Consider the following 22,508-nt stretch of genomic DNA (forward strand, 5'->3'; position numbering starts at 1 on the left):
CTCAGTCCAGGATGAAGTGCTCTAGATACGACGGGTCGGCCCGGTCGAGCATCGACTGCGACCTGGCCCGGATCTGCCGGTCGCTGTGCTCGCTCGCGGGCAGCAGCCAGAACCGGCCCTCCCGGATGCCGTCCGCCACCAGGTCGGCGACCTCCTCCACCGGCGTGAACCGCACCTCCTGCCCCGCCTCCTTCATCGCGGCCTCCCACTGGTCGAGGCTGCGGTAGGGGGTCTTCCTGGGGCGCTGTTTCGCGTAGCGCTCGGGCCGGTTGCGGTGCGACTCCCACAGACCGGTACGCAGCATGTGGGGCCCGGGGAAGAGCACCGACGCCCCCACGCGCGCGTGCTCCGCCTTGAGATGCGCGTACAGGGACTCGGTCATCGTCACGACGGCCGCCTTGGTGACGGCGTACACGGAGGCGGTCGGCAGCGGGGCGATCCCGCCGTCGCCGGACGAGGTGTTGACGACGTGGCCCGGCTCTGCGCCGGCGATCATCCGCGGCACGAAGGCCTGGACGCCGTGGAAGACACCCCAGACGTTGACGGCGAAGGCCCACTTCCAGTCGTTCGGATCGTGCTCCCACATGCGGCCCTCGGCGCCGGAGCCGACTCCCGCGTTGTTGCACAGGACGTGCACGGCGCCGTACTTCTCGTACGTCTCGGCGGCGAGCGCGTCGAGCTGTTCGCGCTCCGAGACGTCCACCACGCGCGCGTGCACCTGCGCCCCGTCCTCCCGCAGCGTGGCGGCGGCCTTCTCCAGGGCACCCTCCTCGACGTCCGCGAGGACCACCTTCAGACCGTCCGCCGCGAACCGGCGCGCCATCGCGAGCCCGATACCGCTCGCCGCGCCGGTGACGACGGCGACCTGCCCCGCCCGGAGTTCCATCAGGCGCTCCCTTCCGGCGGCCCGTCGAGGATCTGCCGCGGATCGTCGTAGCGCTGGTGGATGTAGGGCAACAGGGCCTGGGCGCTGACGCGTTCGACCACCCGGCCCGTCTGGTCGGTGGTCTTCTCGCCGAGGGTGATCTCGACCAGTTCGCGTACGGGGAGGTCGGCGACCGGGTCGTACATCGACTCGCGCAGCACGACGTCCCCGGTGACGCGCTCCAGCCTGCGCACCTTCTCGTTGCGTACGCAGTGCACGAGCACGGGGTGGACGTCGAAGCCCGAACCGTCCACCGCGGGAAGGAACTTGAAGTAGAAGTCGGTCTTCCGGGCGGGCTCGGGCAGCGGCAGGTCACCGCTCACCGCGCCGCGCACCTCGACGAAGGCGATGCCGTGCCGGGCGAGTGCGGCCCGTACGACGAGGCCGTCGCGTTCCACGGTGACCTCGCCGAGCTTCTTGGGCTCCCCGAAGACCTCGCGGCCGCCGATGAGCGCCCGCTCGTGGGTCATCGGCATGACCAGCGGGTACCAGCCCTCGACGCCGTCGTGCGCCGCGGCGACGGCGAACGAGCCCGCGCCGAGCGGATAACCCGGCAGGTCCACCTTGCTGATGTTCACCCGGACCAGGGGGCGCCCGGTGGGTTTGAGCGGGGGTGGCAGGACCGCCGCGACCGCGTCCGGATCACTCTCCCAGACGGCCACCACACCCGTGGACCAGATGTCGGGGAGCTTGGCGCTCGCGGTGCGCGCGGCGGCGATCTCCGCCTCGGTCCGTGCGCCGTACCTCACTCGTGCCATGTCCGTACCGCCCTTCGTAGGCGCTACCTGCTGGGGCGCGGAGCACGCTTGCAGGACACCGTCGAAAGGTCCATAGCCATGCGTCAGCCATGCGCCCGGGCCGTGCGCCGGGCCCGGACCAACCGGTGACCCGCGCCACAAGAGGCACCCCTGTCCCCCGCCGACCGCGTCAACTCCGGCGGCCGGACCGTCCGTCGGTTCCTGGAAGGTGGGGACCGGACTGTCAGTCAGGGCCCGTATCCTCAGTGACCATGCTCGAAGACCTGACGACCGCAGCGTCACCAGCCCCCTGGCCGGCCGCGTATCCGCAGGGGTACGCGGTCGTCGACGTGGAGACCACCGGCCTGGCCCGCGACGACCGGATCATCTCGGCCGCCGTCTACCGGCTGGACGCGCGCGGCGAGGTCGAGGACCACTGGTACACGATGGTCAACCCGGAGCGGGACCCGGGCCCGGTCTGGATCCACGGTCTGACGACCGAGGTGCTCGAAGGCGCCCCGCTCTTCCAGGACATCGCCGAGGAGTTCTCCGACCGGCTCGCCGACCGGGTGCTCGTGGCGCACAACGCGGTCTTCGACTGGTCCATGATCGCCCGGGAGTACGCGCGCGCGGAGCGTGAGGCGCCGGTGCGTCAGCGGCTGTGCACCATCGCGCTCTCCAAGGAGCTGGGCCTGCCGCTGCCCAACCACAAGCTGGAGTCGCTGGCCGCGCACTTCGGTGTCGTACAGCAGCGGGCGCACCACGCGCTGGACGACGCGCGCGTGCTGGCCGAGGCGTTCCGGCCGAGCCTGCGGGCCGCCGCGCGGGACGGCATCCGGCTGCCGCTCCTGGAGTGCCGGCCGCTCAAGGAGTGGTCCGAGAGCCCCGCGGCACCGCGGATCGGACGGCAGTCCGGTCCCGGTGGCCACTCGTCCGGCGGGTACTCGTCCGGTGGCTACCCGTCCGGGAGTTGGCGGCCCTCACGCAAACGCCCCGTATGCCCCTATCCCAACCCTGGCCGCTACGAAGCGGACAAACCACTCAAGCAGGGTATGCGGGTCGCGTTCTCCGGGGACACGTCCGTCGACCGCGAGCTGCTGGAGGACCGTGCCGTCGAGGCCGGCCTGCATGTCGCGACGAGTCTGTCCCGGCTGACCAGCCTGCTCGTCACCAACGATCCGGACTCCAGTACGTCCAAGGTGGTCAAGGCCAAACAGTTCGGGACACCGGTGATCGACGAGGCGGCGTTCGGCCAGCTGCTGCGGGACGTGGCGCCGGCCTCGGAGAAGTGACCCCGGGGGATGAAGAGGGGCCGGGGTCGCTGACGGACGTACGGGTGATTGCCGGGCGACTCGCCCGGCGCCCGCTCGCCCGCGCCGCGTCGGCACCTCACCCTGTGGCGCATGGCGAGATGCGAAGTGTGCGGCAATGACTACGGCATGACCTTCGAGGTGCACGCGCAGGGCGCGGTGCACGTCTTCGACTGTTTCTCCTGCGCGATCCACCGGATGGCCCCCATCTGCGAGCACTGTCGCGTGCAGATCATCGGCCAGGGCGTCGAGGTCGAGGGCCACTGGTTCTGCGGCGCGCACTGCGCCCGCGCGGAGGGCAAGGTGGGCATCATCGACAAGGTCTGAGAGCCGGGCGCAACGGTCCGGGAGCACACGTTCCCGCCGTGTCGACGCGCACCCCCCTGAATACGCCCCACGACCGAGTTGTACGGTCGTGGGGTGTACCGCTTCCTGTTGTCCCGGCAGTGGGTGATTCTCACCCTCGTGGCCCTCCTGCTCATCCCCACGATGATCAAGCTGGGCTTCTGGCAGCTGCACCGCCATGAGCACAAGGTCGCGCTGAACAAGGTCATCTCGCAGTCACTGACGGCCACGCCGGTGCCCGCCGAGTCGGTCACCGCGCCGGGGCAGCACGTCAAGCACGCGGACCTGTACCGCCGGGTGACCGCGAAGGGCACCTTCGACACCGCGCACGAGGTCGTCGTGCGGCGCCGCACCAACGCCGACGGCGAGGTCGGCTACCACGTCCTGACCCCCTTCGACCTGGACGACGGCCGGGTGCTGATCGTCAACCGGGGCTGGATCGACTCGAACGGCTCACAGACCGCGTTCCCGAAGATCCCGGCGCCCGCCAAGGGCGAGATCACCGTCACCGGGCGGCTGATGCCCGACGAGACGACCGGCGACAGCGGCATCAAGAACGTCCAGGGCCTGCCCGACCGCCAGGTCATGCTGATCAACAGCGAGCAGCAGGCCAAGAGCCTCGGCAAGCAGGTCCTCGGCGGGTACATCGAGCAGACCGCGCCCGCGCCCAAGGGTGACTCCCCCGAACTGATCCCCGACCCCGAGCACAACGACATCGGTCCCCACATGGCGTACGCGATCCAGTGGTGGCTCTTCTCCGCGGGCGTGCCCGTGGGCTGGCTGATCCTGGTCCGCCGGGAGCGCCGCGACCGGGCCGAGGCCGCCGCCTCCGCGACCACGCCGGAAGCGGCCACGGTGGCCGCCTGACCCCTGGCCCGCCGCGCCGGTACTTCCTCGACCGGTGTCACCCGGTCGGCCCCCGACCCGATTGGCCCCGGCCTTCGCCGGGAACTCGCCCCACGTGCACCCACGTATCGAGGACTACGCGCTCATCGGGGACGAACAGACCGCCGCGCTGGTGGGCCGGGACGGATCCGTCGACTGGCTCTGTCTGCCACGGTTCGACTCCGCCGCCTGCTTCGCCGCGATCCTCGGCGACGAGAACCACGGTCGCTGGCGGATCTCACCCACGGGGGCGGGCCCCTGCACCCGGCGGGCGTACCGGCAGGACACGCTCGTGCTCGACTCCGAATGGGAGACGGACGAGGGCGCGGTCCGCGTGAGCGACTTCATGCCACAGCGCGAGCACGCGCCCGATCTCATCCGCGTCGTCGAAGGGCTCAGCGGCCGGGTGACGATGCACAGCACACTGCAACTGCGCTTCGACTACGGCTCCGTCGTGCCGTGGGTGCGCAAGGCGGACGGCCAGCGGGTGGCGGTCGCGGGCCCGGACTCGGTGTGGCTGCGCAGCGAACCCGAGGTACGCACCTGGGGCAAGGACTTCCGTACCCACTCGGAGTTCACCGTGGAGGCGGGCGAGAAGGTCGCCTTCGTGCTGACCTGGCATCCCTCGCACCAGTCGCGCCCACCGCTCGTCGACCCGTACGAGGCACTGCGCTCCAGCGTCGAGGACTGGCAGGCGTGGGCGGCGCGCTGCCGTTACGACGGTCCGCACCGCGACGCCGTCATGCGCTCCCTGATCACTCTGAAGGCCCTCACCTTCGCCCCGACCGGCGGCATCGTCGCGGCCCCCACCACCTCGCTCCCGGAGGAACTCGGCGGCGTCCGCAACTGGGACTACCGCTACTGCTGGCTGCGCGACTCGACCCTCACCCTGGGCGCGCTCCTGTCGGCCGGGTACCACGAGGAGGCCGAGGCCTGGCGCGACTGGCTGCTGCGCGCGGTCGCGGGCGATCCCGCGGACCTGCAGATCATGTACGGCCTCTCCGGTGAGCGCCGGCTGCCCGAGTTCGAGCTGCCGTGGCTGCCCGGCTTCGGGGGCTCGTACCCGGTCCGGATCGGCAACGAGGCCGTGAAGCAGCTCCAACTGGACGTGTACGGCGAGGTCATCGACTCGCTCACGCTGGCCCGGCGCTCGGGCCTGCCGTCCAAACCGCACATGTGGCGCCTGCAGTGCGCCCTGATGGAGTTCCTGCGGACCGCCTGGCGGCAGCCGGACGAGGGAATCTGGGAGGTGCGCGGCCCACGCCGGCACTTCGTGTACTCGAAGGTGATGGCGTGGGTGGCGGCCGACCGGGCCGTCCGGGCGCTGGAGAGCGAACCGGAGCTCGCCGGCGACCTGGAGGGCTGGCGCACGATGCGCGACGAGGTGCACAAGGAGGTGTGCGAGCACGGCTTCGACACGGAACGCAACACCTTCACGCAGTCCTACGGGTCACACGAACTGGACGCGTCACTGCTGCTCATCCCCCGCGTCGGTTTCCTGCCGCCCGACGATCCCCGGGTCGTCGGCACCATCGACGCGGTGCGCGCCGAGCTCGCACGCGACGGCTTCCTGCTGCGCCGCTACAGCGACGAGGGTGTCGACGTCGACGGGCTGCCCGGCGGCGAGGGCACCTTCCTCGTCTGCTCGTTCTGGCTCGCGGACGCGCTGCACATGACGGGCCGTACGAAGGAGGCCCGCGAGCTGTTCGAACGGCTGCTCGGCCTGGCCAACGACGTGGGGCTGCTGTCCGAGGAGTACGACCCCGTCGCGCGCCGCCAGCTCGGCAACTTCCCGCAGGCGTTCAGCCACCTCGGCCTGGTGGGGACCGCCTTCCACCTGTTCGGTGAAGCGCATCCGGGAGGAACCGGGGCGACCGGATAGGGGAGGATGGGGGCCATGGATCTTGGACTGAAGGACCGTGTGTACGTCGTCACGGGAGCCACCCGTGGCCTGGGCAACGCCACCGCGCGCGAGCTCACCGCGGACGGCGCGAAGGTGATCGTCACGGGGCGGGACGAGAAGACCGCCGCCGACGCGGCGTCCGCGCTCGGCCCGAACGCGGTCGGGGTGGCCGCCGACAACTCCGACCCGGGGGCCCCGGGCCGGCTGATCGCGGCGGCCCGCGAGCACTTCGGCGGTTTCGACGGCATCCTGATCAGCGTCGGCGGCCCGCCGCCCGGGTTCGTCGCGGACAACACGGACGAGCAGTGGACGGCCGCCTTCGAGTCCGTCTTCCTGGGCGCGGTCCGGCTGGCCCGCGCGGCCGCCGCGGAGCTCGGCGAGGGCGGCGTCATCGGCTTCGTGCTCTCCGGCTCGGTCTACGAGCCCATCCCGGGCCTGACCATCTCCAACGGTCTGCGCCCCGGTCTCGCCGGCTTCGCCAAGTCCCTCGCCGACGAGCTGGGCCCGCGCGGCATCCGTGTCGTGGGCCTGCTCCCGGCCCGCATCGACACGGACCGCGTGCGCGAGCTCGACGGCCTCTCCGCCGACCCGGAGGCCACCCGCGCGGCCAACGAGTCGCGGATTCCGCTGCGCCGCTACGGCACCCCGGAGGAGTTCGGCCGCACGGCGGCGTTCCTGCTCTCGCCCGCCGCGTCGTATCTGACGGGCCTCATGATGCCGGTGGACGGCGGCGTCCGGAGCGGCTTCTGAGTCCGCTCGGGCACCACCTGGGCGACTAACTCACCCTCTCGGCCCGGTGCTTGACCCCGCGCAGGCGTACCTCCGCGGGGAGCGCGGCGAGGCCCGCGGAGTCCCGGGCGTGCGCCAGGGCCTGGGTCGTCAGCAGGTGCAGCGCCTGCCCGGGATCGACATGCGGTTCCAGCAGGAGCTGGACCCGGGTTCCGGGAGCGCCGCGCCGCCCGGTCAGCTGGACCTCCGCCCGTTCGACACCGTCCAGCCGTCCCGCCTCGGCGGCCAGTACGCCCTCCAGGGCCCGCCCGCGCAGCAGCGCCCCTTCACCGTCACCGGTGTCGACGAGCACCTCCGCGAGCCGGCGGCGCCGCAGTACGGCCGACAGCCACCACAGGCTGAGCAGGACGACGACGGCAAGAACGGCGATGACGGTCGGCCACCACCAGCCCTGGTCCCGCCACCGGGTCCGTCGAGCGGCGCTCAGCAGCACGTCGTGCCGCCCGTCGTGGATCCACCAGGAGGGCGGCCGCACGCCCAGTCCGACGGCGAGCACGGAGCTGCCGACGACCAGCAGCGCGAGCCCGACGATTCCCAGCAGGACACGGTTGACGATCCTGAGCACCGCCCTCACCCCTTCCGGCCCGGACGCACGACATGCACGGACAGGGCGGGCGACCGGACGAGTCCGAGTCCCCGGATGCCGTCGGCGAGCGTGGCGTCGAGGTCGGCCCGTACGTCGTCGAGTGCGCGGAAGTGCGAGACCGCCCGCACGTCGACCTTCCTGCGCCCCATCCGTACGCGGACCGACCGCACCCCGGAGACCTCCATGGCCCGGTCGCGCAGCGCCGTCGCGGCGGCGCCCCGGTGCAGCCCGGCCCGTACGTCGGGATGGGTGCGCCGCATCGGCAGGACGTCGCGCAGCCCCGGCGTCACCGCGAGGACGATCAGCCAGAGTCCAAGGGCCGCGGCGAGGCCGGCGCCGACGAGCACCCAGGTGTCGTCGAGGGGCCGTTCGGCGAGCTGCCGGGCGAGGAACCTGCGCCAGTGCGAGGCGGGCCGGTGGGCACGTACGGCCGCGACGTCGTACAGCAGGACGCCCGCACCCACGAGGACCAGCAGCGCGACGATCCCCGCGGGGACGCGGCGCGCCGACCAGAACCGGCCCTGCCCGCCGTTCGCGTCGTCGACAGCGGGCGGCGGGTCGTAGTCGGCCGCGGAGGCGGACTGGTCGAGTTCGTCCTCGGCCGGTGGGCCGGCGTCGGTCTTCTCCAGGACGGGCATGCGTCGGGTGGTGTTCTCGGAGCCCTGGGGCTCGCTCATCGCGTCCTCCCCTGTGCCGCGGCGGTCGCCGGTACCAGGTGCAGCCGCTCGATGTGGACCGTCACCTCCGGCACTTCCATCCCCGTCAACGCGTCTACCCGCTCGGCGACATGACGACGCACCGCGTTGCAGCGCGCGCCGATGTCGGTGGGGTAGCCGAGTTCGAGGTGGACGCGGACGCGGGCGGTCTCGTGGTGGACGACGACCGTCGCGTGCGGGGGGACGGCGTCCGGGGGCAGCGGGTCCAGGGCCTCCCGGGCGGCCTGCGCGGCGATCTTCGCCACGACCCGGTCGGCGATCCGGGTCGCGCCGCGCGCGCCCGCCTCGACGGCCGTCAGGGGCCGTCGGGTGTCGCCGGGCGGGCCGGTCACGGGCGTCACCGCCGCCGGTCGTCGCGGGGACGGAAGAAGTCACCGAGATCCAGGTCCCCCTCGAGGAACCGTCCGACGACGAACCCGACGGCACCCAGGGCGGCCACCAGCAGAAAGGCCCCGAAGCCCCCGAAGTACCCGGCGAAGCCCAGCGCCATTCCGGCGATCATGCCGATCACGGCCAAGCTCATGGTGCGCTCCTCAGCGGTTCGACAGCCACGGTGTCGTGGGCCGTTGCGCGGCCGGGCCGGTCACTGGAGCCGCGCCTCCGGCTCCTCGTCTTCTTCCTCGGGAAGCTTCACATCACTCACCGCGATGTTGACCTCGACGACCTCGAGTCCCGTCATGCGCTCCACGGCCGCGATGACGTTCTCGCGCACGGCGCGGGCGACGTCCGCGATCGACACGCCGTACTCGACGACGATCTCCAGGTCGAGCGCGGTCTGGAGCTCGCCGACCTCGGCCTTGACGCCGCGCGAGACGGATTTCGACCCCCCTGGCACCCGGTCGCGCACGGCCCCGAAAGTCCGGCTCAGCCCACTGCCCATCGCATGCACGCCGAGCACGTCCCGGGCGGCGAGCCCGGCGATCTTCTCCACCACACCGTCGGCGATCGTGGTCCGCCCCCGCGTCGCGGGATCACCGCCGCCGCGCTTGGTGACCCCGGGCTTGCGGCTCTGGGGGGCCTCCTTCTCGCTCCCGGGGCTGTCCGTCCGGTTCTGCTCCGTCATGTCGGTCATCGCCGTACGTCCCTTTCGGTCGTCCTCCCTGCCCACAGTAGGTGCGGTTGCGGGCTCGCGCGCCAGGGATGCGGCAGGCTGGAGCAATGACCGCGGATCGATGGACGCAGGCGGTACGGCGGCAGCTCGGGCTCGGGCGCCTGCTCCCGCTCGGGCATCCGCGGGACGGCGCCTGGATCGCCGAGGAGGCGGCCGACGCATACCTGCGGCGCGCGGCGGCCGGCGTGCCCGGTGTCCGCCTCGGCACGCTCCGGATCGCCCTCGCGGACCCGGACCTGGTCCACGAACCCGTCGTACCGCCGCCGCCCAGCGCGCTGCCGCCCGGCCCCCTGCGCATCGTCGCGGAGTTCACGGCCGGGGCGGATCCGACGGCCCCCGGCGTCGAGCCGCTGCCCGCGACCGCGGCCCGGCTGCGCGTGACCCTGGCCGAGGCGGCCGAACCCCTCGGCCTGACGGTCACGGAGATCGACCTGAAGGTGACGGAGCTGGGGGACGTCTCCGCGCCGCCGACCGCCGTACGTCACGCCACCCCGTCTCCGGCCGCCGTACCGACGGCGCCCGACGAGGCCCGGGCGGCCACCGCCGCCCTGTCCGTGCCGGGGGTACTCCACCTGACGGACGTCCTGGGCCGTCCGGTGCACATCGAGAACGTCCCCGGCGAGGATCCCGCCCTCGCCCGCCGCCACGTCCGCGTCGAACTGGCGGTCGCGGCGACGGAGCGAACGGTGGACGTGGCAAGAGCCGTCAGAGCGGCGGTCGCGGATGCCCTCCCCGACACTCCGTCAGTGACGGCGCTGGTGACGTCTGTCGCCCAGGAAGGACGACCTCACTCTCCCAGACCGGCGAGATCCCGCAACCGCCGGGCCTGAGCCGCGCGCTCGGCGACCCGCTGCTCCTCGTACGTCCGCTCCTGCGCCCCCCGCAGCAACGCCTTGGTCTCGACGACGGCGTCCCGAGGCGCGGCCAGCACCGCACCGGCGAGGTCCCGCACGGCATCCTCGAGCTGGTCGACAGGCACCGCGAGATTGGCGAGCCCCATGCGCTCGGCCTCCTCGGCCGACACGAAGCGGCCCGTGGCGCAGATCTCCAGCGCACGGGCGTATCCGACCAGGCTCACCAGCGGATGCGTCCCCGTCAGGTCGGGAACGAGCCCGAGGCTGGTCTCGCGCATGGCGAACTGCACGTCGTCCGCGACGACGCGCAGGTCACAGGCGAGCGCCAGCTGGAAACCCGCACCGATGGCGTGCCCCTGCACGGCGGCGATGGACACGACGTCGCTGCGCCGCCACCAGGTGAACGCCTCCTGGTACTCGGCGATGGTCGCGTCGAGCTCGGCGTCGGCCCCGCGCGCGAGGTCGATGAACGACGGCTCGCCGTCGAACCCCTCGGGCGTGAACGCCTGCCGGTCGAGCCCGGCCGAGAACGACTGGCCCTCGGCACGCAACACCACCACACGGACAGTGCCCGGCAGCGACCGCCCGGCCTCCGTCAACGCCCGCCACAGAGCAGGACTTTGAGCGTTGCGCTTGGCCGGATTGGTCAGCGTCACCGTGGCGATCGCGTCGTCGACGGTGAGCCGTACGCCGTCCTTGTCGAGTACGGGGTCAAGATCCTTGTCGAGCGAAGCCATGAGCTGCCTCCGATGGGTGCGGTCGGATCAGACGCGTACCTCGTGAAGGGCACGAGGAACACACCTAAGTGACTGCACAGTAACCACCCGGTCGATCACCCGACCGACCGGGTGGCCACCACCGAAGCCGATGGGGACGCCCGGCCTCAGGCCGAGGCGGCCTTCTTGCCCCGCGTCGCTCCGCCACGCCCTCGCAGCGTGACGCCCGACTCGCTGAGCATCCGGTGCACGAAGCCATACGAACGGCCGGTTTCTTCGGCCAGCGCTCGAATGCTCGCACCGGAGTCGTACTTCTTCTTCAGGTCTGCCGCGAGCTTGTCGCGCGCGGCGCCGGTTACCCGGCTGCCCTTCTTCAGAGTCTCGGCCACCCGTGCCTCCTCATGGGAAGTGCGCTCTGGACTTCTCATGATCACCCCTCAAGGCCTTCATGGCCACCCATTCGGCAAGGTCCGTGAGACACGGTTTTGACGACAGGAGCCCGTCCTCACAAGTGGAATCGCAGGGTCCGCACTGCTCCGTCCGTACGACCGAACGGGTTCTTCCGTGAAGTGCCAGGTCAGCGACGCAAGACGGCCGAGCCCTTGGGAACAAAGGACTCGGCCGCGAAATGGATGTAGGACACACCTCGGTACGAGGAGATCTCACACAGATGATGGATCACGGATCGGCCGAATGATCCATACGCAGTGGATCAGTCATTCGATCACGTCGTGCTGACGGCAGCCCGGGGGCGGTCCCGGAGTCCGTACGAGGGCTCAGGCGAGGGCGACGAGGTCCGCGTAGTCGGAGCCCCACAGGTCCTCGACGCCGTCCGGCAGCAGAATGATCCGCTCGGGCTGGAGCGCCTCGACGGCGCCCTCGTCGTGGGTGACGAGGACGACGGCGCCCTTGTAGGTGCGCAGCGCGCCGAGGATCTCCTCGCGGCTGGCCGGGTCCAGGTTGTTCGTCGGCTCGTCGAGGAGGAGGACGTTCGCCGAGGAGACCACGAGGGTCGCGAGCGCGAGCCGGGTCTTCTCGCCGCCGGAGAGAACGCCGGCCGGCTTGTCGACGTCGTCGCCGGAGAACAGGAACGAGCCGAGCGTCTTGCGGACCTCGACCAAGTCCAGGTCGGGGGCGGCGGAGCGCATGTTCTCCAGGACCGTGCGCTCGGGGTCGAGGGTCTCGTGCTCCTGCGCGTAGTACCCGAGCTTGAGGCCGTGGCCCTCGATGATCTCGCCGGTGTCGGGCTGCTCGGCGCCGCCGAGCAGCTTCAGCAGGGTCGTCTTGCCGGCGCCGTTGAGGCCCAGGATGACCACGCGCGAGCCCTTGTCGATGGCCAGGTCGACATCGGTGAAGATCTCCAGCGAGCCGTAGGACTTCGACAGGCCCTCGGCCATCAGCGGGGTCTTGCCGCAGGGCGCGGGCTCCGGGAAGCGCAGCTTGGCGACCTTGTCGGAGACGCGGACCGCCTCGAGGCCGGCCAGCAGCTTGTCGGCACGCTTGGCCATGTTCTGCGCGGCCACCGTCTTGGTGGCCTTGGCGCGCATCTTGTCCGCCTGCGAGTTCAGCGCGGCGGCCTTCTTCTCGGCGTTCTGCCGCTCGCGCTTGCGGCGCTTCTCGTCGGCCTCGCGCTGCTGCTGGTAGAGCTTCCAGCCCATGTTGTAGACATCGATCTGGGCGCGGTTGGCGTCCAGGTAGAAGACCTTGTTGACGACCGTCTCGACGAGGTCGACGTCGTGGGAGATCACGATGAAGCCGCCGCGGTAGGTCTTCAGGTAGTCGCGCAGCCAGACGATCGAGTCGGCGTCGAGGTGGTTGGTCGGCTCGTCGAGCAGGAGCGTGTCGGCGTCCGAGAACAGGATGCGGGCCAGCTCGACACGGCGGCGCTGACCGCCGGAGAGCGTGTGCAGGGGCTGGCCGAGCACGCGGTCGGGCAGGTTGAGCGCGGCGGCGATGGTGGCGGCCTCGGCCTCGGCGGAGTACCCGCCCTTGGTGAGGAACTCGGTCTCCTGGCGCTCGTACTGCCGCATGGCCTTCTCGCGGGTGGCGCCCGAGCCGTTGGCGATGCGCTGTTCGTTCTCCCGCATCTTGCGGATCAGAGTGTCCAGGCCGCGCGCGGAGAGGATGCGGTCGGTGGCGAGGACGTCGAGGTCACCGGTGCGGGGGTCCTGGGGCAGATAGCCGACCTCGCCGGAGCGGGCGACGGTGCCGGAGGCCGGGATGCCCTCGCCGGCCAGGACCTTCGTCAGGGTCGTCTTGCCCGCGCCGTTGCGACCGACCAGGCCGATACGGTCGCCCTTGGTGATGCGGAAGGTGGCGGACTCGATGAGGATGCGGGCGCCGGCGCGCAGCTCGATACCGGAGGCGGAGATCACGGACAGACTCCAGGGCAGGGTGGTTGGCGGGGTGGACGGCTGAGGACGTTCCCGCCGTCTAATGCGCGAGGAGAATGGCCATGGGCTCCAGTCTAACGGGGCCGTGCAACCACTTTCCGTGGGTGAGCGGGTCCGGCACTGTGACGCTCGCCCTGCCACGCGTTGCCCAGCGGAGTGCGGTGCGGGGTGATTCTGCCCAGGTCGTCGACGGCGACGAGCTCGGTGGTCCAGCTGTCGCCGGTGGCGCAGGGCTGCGCGATCAGGAGCGCCTCGCCGTGACGCAACGCACGTTCGGGGGCGAAGGAGCAGCCGTACCGGGCGGGCAGCGTCCAGCGCAGGTCGCCGTCGGCGATGCGGTAGGCGGCGACGCGCCGCGGGGTGATCACGGCGAGCATGCGGGTGCCCAGGGGCCGCAGCACCCCACTCGCCCCGTGGTCCGCGAGCCACCCGGCGGCTCCGGGAAGGGCTCGGTGCCAGCGCACGGCGCTGCCGTCGCCGCGCGCGGTGTCGGTGACCAGTCCGTCGTCCCACAGCGCGATCGCGTGCCCGCGCGCGGGGAGCACGGCCACGGGACGGCGGCCCTCGCGCGCGTAGGTCCAGCGGGGGTGGCCGGTCGCCCCGTCGTAGGCCTCGACGGCCGCCGTCGTGGCGCGCAGCGGGGGCTGTCGTGTCCCGTGCCCGTGCGCCACGCGTGTGTGGGCGATGAGGCGGTCTCCGTAGGGCGCGGGGCGCGCTTCGTGGGCGGCGGTGAGCAGCAGGGCGACGGCGACGGGGAGCAGGGCGCGGGCGGCGCGGCGGCGGACGGCTGGGGAACGGAGCCGGGGGGCCGGGGGGTCCGTGGTCGCCGGGGCGGACTGTTCCGCCTCGGCCGCCTCGACCGGCACAGCCATCACCTCGCCCCCATCGGCACCGCTCGCCGCTCCCAGGACCTGTCCGGCCGTCCAGGCGCACGGATCAGGCGCAGAGCGTAGGCGTGGGCGGTCGGAACGCCCGTCGGGACACAGCGGGCGGCGGGGGCGCGTCGCCCGTTCGGCCCTCCGCCCGGCGCCGGACCCGTGAGTGCGTACGAGGATGGCGCCACGGAACGACGTACGCCGAGGTGCGAAGCCGTACGCAGAGGGTGGTGTGCCCCATGCAGTTCGACGACGACGCCGACCTGGACACCTCCGACGTGCAGGATGCGCGCGGCAGTCGGATCCCTGGTGGCAGGGCGACCGTCGGGGGTGGCATCGCGGGTCTGATCGCCCTGATCCTCGGGCTGTTCTTCGGAGTCGGGCCCGAGCAGCTCGGGCTGTCCTCCGGCAACGACCAGCCCGCGGTGACCACTTCCTCGCTCGACCAGCTCAAGCAGACCTGCCGGACGGGGCGGGATGCGAACGCCAGGGAGGACTGCCGGACGGTGGCGGTGGTCAACAGCGTGCAGGACTTCTGGGCGCAGGAGTTCGCACGACGCGGCGGTAGGTACACGCGCTCGCAGACCGTCTTCTTCAGCGGGCGGGTGAACACCGCGTGCGGCACCGCGACCTCGGCGGTCGGGCCCTTCTACTGTCCCGCTGACCGCAAGGTCTATCTGGACCTGGGATTCTTCGACGACCTGCAGACCAAGTTCGGCTCCAGCAGCGGGCCGTTCGCGCAGGCGTACGTGGTGGCGCACGAGTACGGGCACCATGTGCAGGACCTGATGGGGACGCTGGGCAGGGCCCAGAGCGGTGTCACGGGCGCGAACAGCAACTCGGTGAAGGTGGAGCTGCAGGCGGACTGCTACGCCGGGGTGTGGGCGCACCACGCGACGACGACGCAGGACCCGTCGACCGGCAGGCCGTTGATCAAGAACCTCACTCCGGCCGACATCCGGGACGGGCTGGACGCGGCGGCCGCCGTCGGCGACGACCGGATCCAGCGGGAGTTCCAGGGCCGGGTGACCCCGGAGACGTGGACGCACGGTTCGTCCGCGCAGCGGCAGCAGTGGTTCTACCAGGGCTATCGCACCGGCGACATGGCGCAGTGCAACACCTTCCGCTGAGAGGTCGGACGGTGCGAGCAGAAGCCCGCGGATGCGGTGCGTTCCGGGCGGCGTCGGCTCTCCGGGGCATTGTCAGTGGCCGGTGCAAGACTGGGCAGCGGGTGACATTCCGGCCCAGCAGGACGAGTTCCGGTGGGAGTGATCGGCATGGCAGGTACGGACGGCGGGCGCCCGAGCATCTACCCGACGCTGCTGTACGCGGACGCGAAAGCGGCGATCAGGCAGCTGACGGAGGCCTTCGGTTTTTCGGAGGCCTCGGTGTACGAGAGTGAGGACGGCACGGTGATGCACGCCGAGTTGGTCCAGGGCAACGGCGCGGTGATGCTCGGCTCCAAGGACCGCGGTGGCGTCTTCGACGGCGCGATGAAGGACGCGGGCCCCGCGGGGGTGTACGTGGTCGTGGACGACGTCGACGCACACCACCAGCGCGCCGTGGACCACGGCGCGGAGATTCTCATGCCCCCGACCGACCAGGACTACGGCTCGCGGGACTACCTGGCCCGGGACGCCGAGGGCAACATCTGGAGCTTCGGCACGTACGCCCCGGAGATACGGGGCTGACCCCGCGGCCCAGGCCTGATCCGGACGACAGGCCCTAGCTGCCTCCGGTGTGGACCTGGAAGGCGGCGCGGCGTACGGCCTTGGCGAGGGCCGGGTCCGGGTGGGCGGCGGCGAGCGCGACCAGCACCTGGACGGTGCGGGGATGGCCGACGGCGCGCACCTCGTCGAGGAGCACCGGCACGGTGGGCTGTACGGCGGACTCCAGATGGCGCACGAGAAGCGGCGCCTCACCGTGGTCGGCGACGGCGGCGGCGGTGTCGACCCAGAGCCAGGTGGACTCTTCGCGGGTGAGGACCTCGTGGGCGTCCTCCGGGTCGTGGCCGTCGTGCTCGGCGAGCCACAGCAGGGCGTACGGGCGCAGCCAGGACTCGTCGGCCACGGCGCGTACGTCGGGCTCGGCGGGGGCGCCGACCACGCGCAGCGCCTCGAAGGCGAGGCCGCGGGTGAGGGCGTCCTCGCCGCGGGCGGCTTCGAGGAGTTCGGTGACGGCGCTGCCGACGGGGCGGGCGGCGAGCCAGGCGCGGTACTCGGCGCGGGCCGCGTTCGGGCGCAGCTGGGCGCAGCCGCGGAGCATGTCCGAGGCGGGCTGCTCGATGTTCCCTGCGGGGCTCTGCGCGGCGACGCAGATCTGCTCCAGCTTGACCCAGACCGCCCAGCTGCCGAGCGGGGTGAGCGTGGCCTGCCCGTCGGCGCAGGTGAGCGCGCCGACGGAGGCGAGCGCGTGCAGGGCCCAGTCGAGGAGGGGATCGAGGGGGGCGTCCGCGATCTCGGCGGCCTCCGGGACGGGCTCCGGCTGGGGGCCGTAGGGGATTTCGCAGCGCTCGGTGCGCAGTTCGGTGACGCGCTGTTCGAGGAGGTCGAGGAGCTGCTCCATGGGGACGGGCCCGGCGGAGAGCTGAAGGAAGGAGAGCACCTGGGGCATCGCGGAGACGACCTCGGCGACGGCGGACGCCTCGCGGTCGGCCGGCTCGGGGTGGGCGAGCGACCAGGCGTCGAAGAGGGCGACCCAGCCGCGCAGGACGGCGCTGTCGTCGCGGTTCCAGGCGCGCAGTCGCCAGCCGGGGCGGGCGATGTCGCCGTGCACCTCGACGAGGCCGGCGAGGCGTGCGGTGTCCCAGTCCGCGCGGACCTGAGCCGGGGTCAGGCCCAACTCCTCGGCGGCCCGTTCCGCGGTCGCGTCGGCGAGGGTGCCCTTGCCGTCGGGGGTCGCGCCGTCGCTCCCCGGGCCGAGCGAGGCGTCGGCCCAGCGGGCGACACGGGCCGCGGCGGCGAGGCCGGTGCGGGCCATGCGGGCCAGTTCAGCGGGGGGCGGGGTGCCCTCGGGGGGCCGGGGTGCGGGTCGGCGCGAGCTGCGCTGGGTCACCGCTCGAGGGGCGGAAGCCAGGGGGCGCGAGCGGACGATTCGGAGCCTGGAGTCGCGCGGGTTACGGGACGTCACGGGTGCAGTCTTCCGGTTGACGGTCCGAAAACCCAAACGGAATGTCACAGCAGGCGACAGGGGTGGCCAATGGACAGGGTTCCGAGGGGGCTCGACACGTGTGAGCGAAGCCTCGCACGAGTTGACCGGGGCCCAACCGGAAGCTTTGGTGGACGGCTCCGCCGGAGGGCTGTGCGGGGTGGCTCCGCCGGGGCATGCGGCCGTAGGGAGGGCTGGCTACATCAGAGGGGTGAGGAAGCGGCGTAGGGCCTCTTCGTAGTGGGGGGCGGCGTTCCACATGGCGCCGTGGGAGGCGTTCGGGACCGTGTGCAGGGTGACCAGGTCCGGGCGGCTCTCGGCGAGGCGGCGCGAGGGGCCCCAGGGCGCGATGGTGTCGTCGGGGCCGTGCACGATCAAGGTCGGGACCTTGAGCTGGCCGGGGTCGGCGGCCTCCTGGATGCGGTCGCCGTAAAGACCGGTGCGGCCCTGCGCGGCACGGACCGCGAGGGGCAGCAGGACGCTGGGCGTGTGGCGGGCCGAGGCGAGGGCGCGCAGCGTGGCTCCCCAGTCGAGGACGGGCGAGTCCAGGATCAGCCCGGAGATCCGCTCGCGCAGGGCGGAGTGCGCCGCGGTGCGCAGGGCCATGGTGGCGCCGATGGACCAGCCGTACAGGACGACCTGGGCGGCGCCGTAGCGCACGGCGTAGCGCACGGCGGCGTCCAGGTCGCGCCACTCGGTCTCGCCGAGGTGGCTGAGGCCGTCCGGGGAGCGGGGTGCGCCGAGGTCGCCGCGGTAGGCGAGGTCGAGCACGGGCAGCTGGTTGCGGTGCAGGAACTCCATCACGTTCATGGGGTGCTCGCGGGTGGTGCCGAGCCCGTGCGCCGTGATCACCCAGGTGTCGCGGGTGCCGGGCACGAACCAGGCGGGCAGCGGGCCGAGCTCGCCGGGGACGTCCACGTCGGCGTGGTCGAGACCGAGGGCGCTGCTGGGGTTGCCGATGTGCAGGTTCGGCGTGAGCCATGCCTTGTCGCCGGACTCCAGGGTGCCGTGGGTGACGCGTTCGAGGCGGCGTACGACCGTGTCGGCGGTGTGGCGTGCGTCGTCCAGGACGGGACCGACGACCGCGTGGGAGCCGTCGCCCGTGAGGCCGTACCGTCCCGGGCGCAGGGAGGCCAGGTCGCGGGTGAGCGTGATCCGGCCCGCGGCCGTGGAGTGCACGGTGAGCCGGGGCTCGGTGGGCAGTGGCCTGCCGGGCGGCGCCTTCAGTGCGGCGTCGCTGGCGAACCGGCCCGCCGCCACGGAGGCTGCGCCCGCGGCCAGGGCTACGGAGACGGCCGCGGCCGTCGCTTTGACAGTACGCACGCATTAAGTCTCCCGGTGCGGCCCCCGGTCGGCCAGCCGGAGCGGGCGGTGGACTCCCGCCTCGGGGTGCGCGGGCTCGTTCTCCGGCACCGCGCGCACCCGCACCGCCAGGTCGGTACAACCCGCACCGCCGGGTCGGTACGCACCCGCACCGCCGGGTCCGCTGCCACCGCACCACCAGATCCGGTGCCACCGCACCACCGGGTCGATACGCCGCACCGCCAGGTCGGTACGTCGCGTCGGATCAGCGGGGCCCGGCCCCGCCGCCCTGCCCGTAGCGCCCGAGCCGCTCCCCCGCCTCGCCCACCTGTTCCGGCGAGAGCAGCGTCGGGGACAGGCCGGGCACGGACGACGCCAGGAGCCAGACGCGGGACATCCACTCCAGTTGGGCGGTGCGGTCGAACGCCTGGGACAGCGAGGCTCCGTAGGCGATGGTGCCGTGGTTCTGGAGAAGGCAGGCCGTGCGGCCGGTGAGGGCCTGGAGCATGTTCTCGGCCAACTCCGGGGTGCCGTAGGTCGCATAGGGGGCAACTCGGACCGGTCCGCCGAGGGCGCCCGCCATGTAGTGGATCAGGGGGAGTTCGGGGACGAGGGTCGAGACGGCCGTCGCGTGCGCGGCGTGGGTGTGGACGACTGCTCGCGCGTCGGTGGCGCGGTGGATCGCGAGGTGCATCGGCAGTTCGCTCGTCGCAGCGAGCGAACCGAGGACCTGCCGGCCCTCGAGGTCCACCCCGACGGCGTCTTCGGGCCTGAGCCGGTCGTAGGGCACTCCGGTCGGTGTGACCAGGACCGTGTCGCCGACCCGAACGGAGACGTTGCCCGACGTACCGACGACAAGCCCGTCGGCCACCGTCCGGCGGGCCGTCGCGACGAGCTCGCCCCACGCGGCCGCCACCTCCCGCTCGCACGCGCCCGGCCCGCTCTCCCCCACGTCCCGCACTTCCCGTGCGTCCCGCCGCTGCTCAGCCATGTGGCGATCCTGCCAGGCAGGGACGTCAACCCACTGTCGGTGAGGGCACTTTAGGGCGGAAGACAAGCGTCCGTAAGGGCACATAACAGCACATATCGCCCTCCGGGGGTGATTGGCTGGCGATCGACGGGCTCTCAACGATCTTCCCATAGCCTCTGGGGGATTTGTCACGCACGTCGCCATTCCGGGGGGAAACATGGCTCGTGACCACAAACCACTTCTTCGCCGTGCCCGCGTCCTCGCGGCGGCGGCCGCCGTGGCGGCGCTCACCGCCGCGGGGACCGTCCTCGCCGGGACCCCTGTCGCCGCAGCGGCCAAACCCAAGGGCCACGACGTTTCCTCGCACCAGAAGAACGTCGACTGGCAGAGCGCGAAGGCAAAGGGCGCCCGGTTCGTCTACGTGAAGGCGACCGAGTCCCACACGTATCGCAATCCGTACTTCGGCCGGCAGTACGACGGAGCGCGCGACGCGGGGATCCTGCGCGGCGCCTACCACTTCGCGGTGCCGGACAAGTCGTCCGGCGCCACCCAGGCCGCGTACTTCGTGCGCAACGGCGGCGCCTGGCGCGCGGACGGCTGGACGCTGCCGCCCGCGCTCGACATGGAGTACAACCCGTACGACAAGAAGCACAAGTGCTACGGCCTGAGCAAGGCCAGGATCGTGAGCTGGATCCAGGCGTTCAGTGACGAACTCGAACGGGAGACCGGCCGCCGTCCCGTCATCTACACGACCACCCACTGGTGGAACACCTGCACCGGCGGCAGCGGCGCCTTCGCCGCGAACCACGCCCTCTGGCTCGCCCGCTACGACTCGGCGGACACGGGCGCGTTGCCGGCCGGCTGGTCGACGTGGACGTTCTGGCAGTACGACAACAGCGGCACGCTCCCGGGTGACCAGAATCTCTTCAACGGATCCATGAGCCGGCTCAAGCAGTTCGCCGCGGGCTAGAGCCCTCGAGCAACCTCCGACGGAACCCGATATTCCGCCTCCGTTCGAACATCCGGTAAACCGTCGGGCCGCCCCTCCCGCACACTGGTCATCACAAGCGGAGGGGCGGTCCACCGTTTGATACACCCCAATGCCCGCCCCAGTTCATCTTCCGTTCACTCAGGTTGCCTACGGTCCACCTGCCACTGACGTCAAACAGAAGCCTGGGTAAATGGAACACATCACGCTCCTCCTCGGAATCGTGATCGTCACCGCTCTCGTGTTCGATTTCACGAACGGTTTCCACGACACTGCCAACGCGATGGCGACCACCATCTCGACCGGCGCTCTGAAGCCCAAGACGGCGGTGGCCATGTCCGCCGTGCTGAACCTCGTCGGCGCGTTCCTCTCCGTGGAGGTCGCCAAGACGATCTCCGGCGGGATCATCAACGAAGAGGGCATACGCGTCCAGGTGATCTTCGCGGCGCTCGTCGGCGCCATCCTCTGGAATCTGCTGACCTGGCTTCTGGGTCTGCCCTCCAGTTCCTCCCACGCACTGTTCGGCGGCCTGATCGGCGCCGCGGTCATGTCGGCCGGCTGGTCGTCGGTGAACGGCTCGACCGTCGTCACCAAGGTGCTGATCCCCGCGGTCGCCGCGCCCATCGTGGCCGGACTCGCCGCGACGCTGGCCACCCGGCTGACGTACCGGATCGGCAACCGCGCCGACGAGAAGGCGACCGCCAAGGGGTACCGCGCCGGCCAGATCGCCTCCGCCGGCCTGGTCTCCCTGGCGCACGGCACGAACGACGCCCAGAAGACGATGGGCATCATCACCCTCGCCCTGGTCACCGGCGGCGTCATCGCCCCGGGCTCGAACCCCCCGCTGTGGGTCATCGTCTCGGCCGGTACGGCCATCGCGCTCGGCACCTACCTGGGCGGCTGGCGCATCATCCGCACCCTGGGCAAGGGCCTCACGGACCTCGCGCCGCCGCAGGGCTTCGCCGCCCAGACCAGCGCCGCGACGGCCATCCTGGCCTCCTCCCACATCGGCTTCTCCCTCTCCACCACCCAGGTCTGCTCCGGCGCCGTGATGGGCTCGGGCCTCGGCCGCAAGGGCGGCGTGGTCCGCTGGTCGACCGCGACCCGGATGTTCGTCGCCTGGGGCCTGACCCTGCCGGCCGCCGGACTGGCCGGTGCCTGCGCCGAGTTCCTCACCAAGCAGGGCACCTGGGGCATCGTCCTCACCGGCGCGCTGCTCGTCGCCGGCGCCGGCACCATCTGGAAGCTCTCCCGCCGCCAGCCGGTCACCGTCGACAACGTCAACGACGTCCACACCGAGCCCGCGGGCGTCGTCACCGCCGCGGTCGCCGCCGTCACCCCGCCGCCCGCGGGCCCCGTCACCGCCGGCCTGTCCGGCGACCTGAAGACCACCATCCCGTCCCCGGACGCGGAGCCCACCCGCCCGGCCACGGTGTAAGGACAGAACAGCATGCACATCGACTGGGCAGCCCTCGGCTCCGTCTTCGGAGTCAGCCTCGTGACCACCGTCGGCCTCGTCGGCCTCTTCACCCTCGGCATCGTCGGACTCTCCAAGCGCGAGTCCGCGTCCGCCCAGGGCGGCTCCGCGGCCCTCGCGGTCACCGGCGCGTACGTCTGCTTCGCGGCGTGCGCCGCGGCGGTGGCGTACGGCATCTTCCTGATCGTCGGCAAGTAACCCAAAACGGGCGCCACTTCGCGTGGGGTGCGGGACGGATCACCGTCCCGCACCCCACCTGTATGTGGGCCTTCGCACACTCTCCCCGCGCAGGTCAACAGCAAGTTGACGGGTCTTCCAACCCGTGGTGGACTGCCGGAGCCAAGTACGGCGACAGAAGAGGAAGCCGGTGTGAATCCGGCGCGGTCCCGCCACTGTGACCGGGGAAGGAACTCCCCGGGAGCCAGGAACTCTCCCCGCCGGTCTCGTCGAACCAGGGCGCGGACACCCTGAGTGAGGAC

Annotated in this window: 26 protein-coding genes and 1 riboswitch; of the genes, 11 read left to right on the forward strand and 15 right to left on the reverse strand. The window is 71.8% G+C overall.

All coding sequences use genetic code 11. The features are described from left to right. Position 1: 1 nt before the first annotated feature. Together ACIRA5_RS21200 and ACIRA5_RS21205 are read right to left on the reverse strand one after the other, a co-directional pair. Positions 2-886 carry an SDR family NAD(P)-dependent oxidoreductase gene (locus ACIRA5_RS21200; RefSeq protein ID WP_403692833.1) on the reverse strand — a complete coding sequence of 295 codons (885 nt, stop codon included), beginning with the start codon at positions 884-886 and terminating at the stop codon, positions 2-4. After that, the gene (locus ACIRA5_RS21205; RefSeq protein ID WP_385375478.1) at positions 886-1,683 is read right to left on the reverse strand and encodes an acetoacetate decarboxylase family protein; all 798 of its coding nucleotides are present in this window, start codon (positions 1,681-1,683) and stop codon (positions 886-888) included. The genes ACIRA5_RS21200 and ACIRA5_RS21205 overlap by 1 nt, the downstream gene beginning before the upstream one ends. Positions 1,684-1,934: 251 nt before the next feature. Here ACIRA5_RS21205 and ACIRA5_RS21210 point away from each other — a divergent pair, with 251 nt between their 5' ends. The 5 genes from ACIRA5_RS21210 to ACIRA5_RS21230 all read left to right on the forward strand — a co-directional run bounded on the left by ACIRA5_RS21210 (position 1,935) and on the right by ACIRA5_RS21230 (position 6,855). After that, positions 1,935-2,954 (forward strand): DEDDh family exonuclease, encoded by a 1,020-nt coding sequence (locus tag ACIRA5_RS21210; RefSeq protein ID WP_403692836.1) that lies wholly within the window; start codon positions 1,935-1,937, stop codon positions 2,952-2,954. Positions 2,955-3,065: 111 nt separating this feature from the next. Next, entirely contained in the window at positions 3,066-3,299 is a 234-nt protein-coding gene (locus ACIRA5_RS21215) for a hypothetical protein (protein ID WP_054232337.1), read from the forward strand. A gap of 93 nt (positions 3,300-3,392) precedes the next feature. Further along, the gene (locus ACIRA5_RS21220; RefSeq protein ID WP_403692838.1) at positions 3,393-4,184 is read left to right on the forward strand and encodes an SURF1 family protein; all 792 of its coding nucleotides are present in this window, start codon (positions 3,393-3,395) and stop codon (positions 4,182-4,184) included. A 94-nt stretch (positions 4,185-4,278) separates the two neighbouring features. Then, positions 4,279-6,084 carry a glycoside hydrolase family 15 protein gene (locus ACIRA5_RS21225; RefSeq protein WP_403692841.1) on the forward strand — a complete coding sequence of 602 codons (1,806 nt, stop codon included), beginning with the start codon at positions 4,279-4,281 and terminating at the stop codon, positions 6,082-6,084. Positions 6,085-6,099: 15 nt separating this feature from the next. Next, the gene (locus ACIRA5_RS21230) at positions 6,100-6,855 is read left to right on the forward strand and encodes an SDR family oxidoreductase (RefSeq protein ID WP_403692844.1); all 756 of its coding nucleotides are present in this window, start codon (positions 6,100-6,102) and stop codon (positions 6,853-6,855) included. 25 nt (positions 6,856-6,880) lie between these two features. Here ACIRA5_RS21230 and amaP read toward each other — a convergent pair whose 3' ends face one another. From amaP to ACIRA5_RS21255, 5 genes are read right to left on the reverse strand one after another with little or no spacing between them, the layout of a single operon-like run. Continuing rightward, entirely contained in the window at positions 6,881-7,468 is a 588-nt protein-coding gene (gene amaP / locus ACIRA5_RS21235) for an alkaline shock response membrane anchor protein AmaP (RefSeq protein WP_403692846.1), read from the reverse strand. Further along, positions 7,465-8,157 carry a DUF6286 domain-containing protein gene (locus ACIRA5_RS21240; protein ID WP_403692849.1) on the reverse strand — a complete coding sequence of 231 codons (693 nt, stop codon included), beginning with the start codon at positions 8,155-8,157 and terminating at the stop codon, positions 7,465-7,467. Before ACIRA5_RS21240 ends, amaP begins: the two co-directional genes overlap by 4 nt. After that, positions 8,154-8,537 (reverse strand): Asp23/Gls24 family envelope stress response protein, encoded by a 384-nt coding sequence (locus ACIRA5_RS21245; RefSeq protein ID WP_403692851.1) that lies wholly within the window; start codon positions 8,535-8,537, stop codon positions 8,154-8,156. The genes ACIRA5_RS21240 and ACIRA5_RS21245 overlap by 4 nt, the downstream gene beginning before the upstream one ends. Beyond that, positions 8,534-8,719 carry a hypothetical protein gene (locus tag ACIRA5_RS21250; protein WP_054232254.1) on the reverse strand — a complete coding sequence of 62 codons (186 nt, stop codon included), beginning with the start codon at positions 8,717-8,719 and terminating at the stop codon, positions 8,534-8,536. The genes ACIRA5_RS21245 and ACIRA5_RS21250 overlap by 4 nt, the downstream gene beginning before the upstream one ends. A gap of 60 nt (positions 8,720-8,779) precedes the next feature. Then, positions 8,780-9,268, reverse strand: coding sequence for an Asp23/Gls24 family envelope stress response protein (locus ACIRA5_RS21255; RefSeq protein ID WP_060902206.1), 489 nt, complete (start codon positions 9,266-9,268; stop codon positions 8,780-8,782). Positions 9,269-9,354: 86 nt separating this feature from the next. On the opposite strand from ACIRA5_RS21255, the gene ACIRA5_RS21260 reads away from it, so the two are divergent. Beyond that, on the forward strand, positions 9,355-10,137 hold the full coding sequence (locus ACIRA5_RS21260; protein ID WP_403692855.1) for a nucleopolyhedrovirus P10 family protein: 783 nt from the start codon (positions 9,355-9,357) through the stop codon (positions 10,135-10,137). Here the strand turns inward: ACIRA5_RS21260 and ACIRA5_RS21265 are convergent. From ACIRA5_RS21265 to ACIRA5_RS21280, 4 genes are all read right to left on the reverse strand, one after another. After that, the gene (locus ACIRA5_RS21265; protein ID WP_403692858.1) at positions 10,095-10,898 is read right to left on the reverse strand and encodes an enoyl-CoA hydratase/isomerase family protein; all 804 of its coding nucleotides are present in this window, start codon (positions 10,896-10,898) and stop codon (positions 10,095-10,097) included. The two genes, ACIRA5_RS21260 and ACIRA5_RS21265, sit on opposite strands and share 43 nt — an antisense overlap. A gap of 146 nt (positions 10,899-11,044) precedes the next feature. Next, complete coding sequence (locus ACIRA5_RS21270) at positions 11,045-11,266, reverse strand: helix-turn-helix domain-containing protein (RefSeq protein WP_006123601.1); 222 nt, start codon at positions 11,264-11,266, stop codon at positions 11,045-11,047. A gap of 387 nt (positions 11,267-11,653) precedes the next feature. Further along, positions 11,654-13,252, reverse strand: coding sequence for an ABC-F family ATP-binding cassette domain-containing protein (locus ACIRA5_RS21275; protein ID WP_352051702.1), 1,599 nt, complete (start codon positions 13,250-13,252; stop codon positions 11,654-11,656). A gap of 92 nt (positions 13,253-13,344) precedes the next feature. Then, positions 13,345-14,142 (reverse strand): hypothetical protein, encoded by a 798-nt coding sequence (locus tag ACIRA5_RS21280; protein ID WP_403692861.1) that lies wholly within the window; start codon positions 14,140-14,142, stop codon positions 13,345-13,347. Between the two features lie 242 nt (positions 14,143-14,384). Between ACIRA5_RS21280 and ACIRA5_RS21285 the strand changes: the two genes are divergently transcribed. After that, the gene (locus ACIRA5_RS21285) at positions 14,385-15,275 is read left to right on the forward strand and encodes a neutral zinc metallopeptidase (protein ID WP_403692863.1); all 891 of its coding nucleotides are present in this window, start codon (positions 14,385-14,387) and stop codon (positions 15,273-15,275) included. A gap of 147 nt (positions 15,276-15,422) precedes the next feature. After that, the gene (locus ACIRA5_RS21290; RefSeq protein ID WP_403692865.1) at positions 15,423-15,836 is read left to right on the forward strand and encodes a VOC family protein; all 414 of its coding nucleotides are present in this window, start codon (positions 15,423-15,425) and stop codon (positions 15,834-15,836) included. Between the two features lie 34 nt (positions 15,837-15,870). Here the strand turns inward: ACIRA5_RS21290 and ACIRA5_RS21295 are convergent, their stop codons facing one another. The 4 genes from ACIRA5_RS21295 to ACIRA5_RS21310 form a co-directional block, all read right to left on the reverse strand. After that, positions 15,871-17,274 (reverse strand): hypothetical protein, encoded by a 1,404-nt coding sequence (locus tag ACIRA5_RS21295; protein WP_352051698.1) that lies wholly within the window; start codon positions 17,272-17,274, stop codon positions 15,871-15,873. Positions 17,275-17,490: 216 nt separating this feature from the next. Then, entirely contained in the window at positions 17,491-18,615 is a 1,125-nt protein-coding gene (locus ACIRA5_RS21300) for an alpha/beta hydrolase family protein (RefSeq protein WP_403692868.1), read from the reverse strand. Between the two features lie 3 nt (positions 18,616-18,618). Continuing rightward, positions 18,619-18,834: a hypothetical protein gene (locus ACIRA5_RS21305; RefSeq protein ID WP_403692871.1), complete on the reverse strand. Its 216-nt coding sequence runs from the start codon at positions 18,832-18,834 to the stop codon at positions 18,619-18,621. A 25-nt stretch (positions 18,835-18,859) separates the two neighbouring features. After that, complete coding sequence (locus ACIRA5_RS21310; protein WP_403692874.1) at positions 18,860-19,585, reverse strand: class II aldolase/adducin family protein; 726 nt, start codon at positions 19,583-19,585, stop codon at positions 18,860-18,862. A gap of 196 nt (positions 19,586-19,781) precedes the next feature. On the opposite strand from ACIRA5_RS21310, the gene ACIRA5_RS21315 reads away from it, so the two are divergent. From ACIRA5_RS21315 to ACIRA5_RS21325, 3 genes are all read left to right on the forward strand, one after another. Beyond that, a complete protein-coding gene (locus ACIRA5_RS21315) occupies positions 19,782-20,534 on the forward strand; it encodes a lysozyme (protein ID WP_403692876.1) in 753 nt (250 codons plus the stop codon). Between the two features lie 211 nt (positions 20,535-20,745). Beyond that, a complete protein-coding gene (locus tag ACIRA5_RS21320) occupies positions 20,746-21,990 on the forward strand; it encodes an anion permease (RefSeq protein ID WP_403692879.1) in 1,245 nt (414 codons plus the stop codon). Positions 21,991-22,002: 12 nt separating this feature from the next. Further along, complete coding sequence (locus ACIRA5_RS21325; protein WP_351695798.1) at positions 22,003-22,227, forward strand: hypothetical protein; 225 nt, start codon at positions 22,003-22,005, stop codon at positions 22,225-22,227. 111 nt (positions 22,228-22,338) lie between these two features. Then, positions 22,339-22,481, forward strand: a riboswitch (cobalamin riboswitch). Positions 22,482-22,508 lie beyond the last annotated feature (27 nt).

The organism is Streptomyces sp. NPDC096311 (genome assembly GCF_044763085.1).
In the GTDB taxonomy this organism is placed as follows: Bacteria; Actinomycetota; Actinomycetes; order Streptomycetales; family Streptomycetaceae; genus Streptomyces.

Bases quoted from the DNA above. Each gene is read 5' to 3' on its own strand.
- ACIRA5_RS21200 (WP_403692833.1), bottom strand. From the start codon at position 886: ATGGAACTCCGGGCGGGGCAGGTCGCCGTCGTCACCGGCGCGGCGAGC.
- ACIRA5_RS21205 (WP_385375478.1), bottom strand. From the start codon at position 1,683: ATGGCACGAGTGAGGTACGGCGCACGGACCGAGGCGGAGATCGCCGCC.
- ACIRA5_RS21210 (WP_403692836.1), top strand. From the start codon at position 1,935: ATGCTCGAAGACCTGACGACCGCAGCGTCACCAGCCCCCTGGCCGGCC.
- ACIRA5_RS21215 (WP_054232337.1), top strand. From the start codon at position 3,066: ATGGCGAGATGCGAAGTGTGCGGCAATGACTACGGCATGACCTTCGAG.
- ACIRA5_RS21230 (WP_403692844.1), top strand. From the start codon at position 6,100: ATGGATCTTGGACTGAAGGACCGTGTGTACGTCGTCACGGGAGCCACC.
- ACIRA5_RS21240 (WP_403692849.1), bottom strand. From the start codon at position 8,157: ATGAGCGAGCCCCAGGGCTCCGAGAACACCACCCGACGCATGCCCGTC.
- ACIRA5_RS21250 (WP_054232254.1), bottom strand. From the start codon at position 8,719: ATGAGCTTGGCCGTGATCGGCATGATCGCCGGAATGGCGCTGGGCTTC.
- ACIRA5_RS21255 (WP_060902206.1), bottom strand. From the start codon at position 9,268: ATGACCGACATGACGGAGCAGAACCGGACGGACAGCCCCGGGAGCGAG.
- ACIRA5_RS21260 (WP_403692855.1), top strand. From the start codon at position 9,355: ATGACCGCGGATCGATGGACGCAGGCGGTACGGCGGCAGCTCGGGCTC.
- ACIRA5_RS21265 (WP_403692858.1), bottom strand. From the start codon at position 10,898: ATGGCTTCGCTCGACAAGGATCTTGACCCCGTACTCGACAAGGACGGC.
- ACIRA5_RS21280 (WP_403692861.1), bottom strand. From the start codon at position 14,142: ATGGCTGTGCCGGTCGAGGCGGCCGAGGCGGAACAGTCCGCCCCGGCG.
- ACIRA5_RS21285 (WP_403692863.1), top strand. From the start codon at position 14,385: ATGCAGTTCGACGACGACGCCGACCTGGACACCTCCGACGTGCAGGAT.
- ACIRA5_RS21290 (WP_403692865.1), top strand. From the start codon at position 15,423: ATGGCAGGTACGGACGGCGGGCGCCCGAGCATCTACCCGACGCTGCTG.
- ACIRA5_RS21310 (WP_403692874.1), bottom strand. From the start codon at position 19,585: ATGGCTGAGCAGCGGCGGGACGCACGGGAAGTGCGGGACGTGGGGGAG.
- ACIRA5_RS21315 (WP_403692876.1), top strand. From the start codon at position 19,782: ATGGCTCGTGACCACAAACCACTTCTTCGCCGTGCCCGCGTCCTCGCG.
- ACIRA5_RS21320 (WP_403692879.1), top strand. From the start codon at position 20,746: ATGGAACACATCACGCTCCTCCTCGGAATCGTGATCGTCACCGCTCTC.
- ACIRA5_RS21325 (WP_351695798.1), top strand. From the start codon at position 22,003: ATGCACATCGACTGGGCAGCCCTCGGCTCCGTCTTCGGAGTCAGCCTC.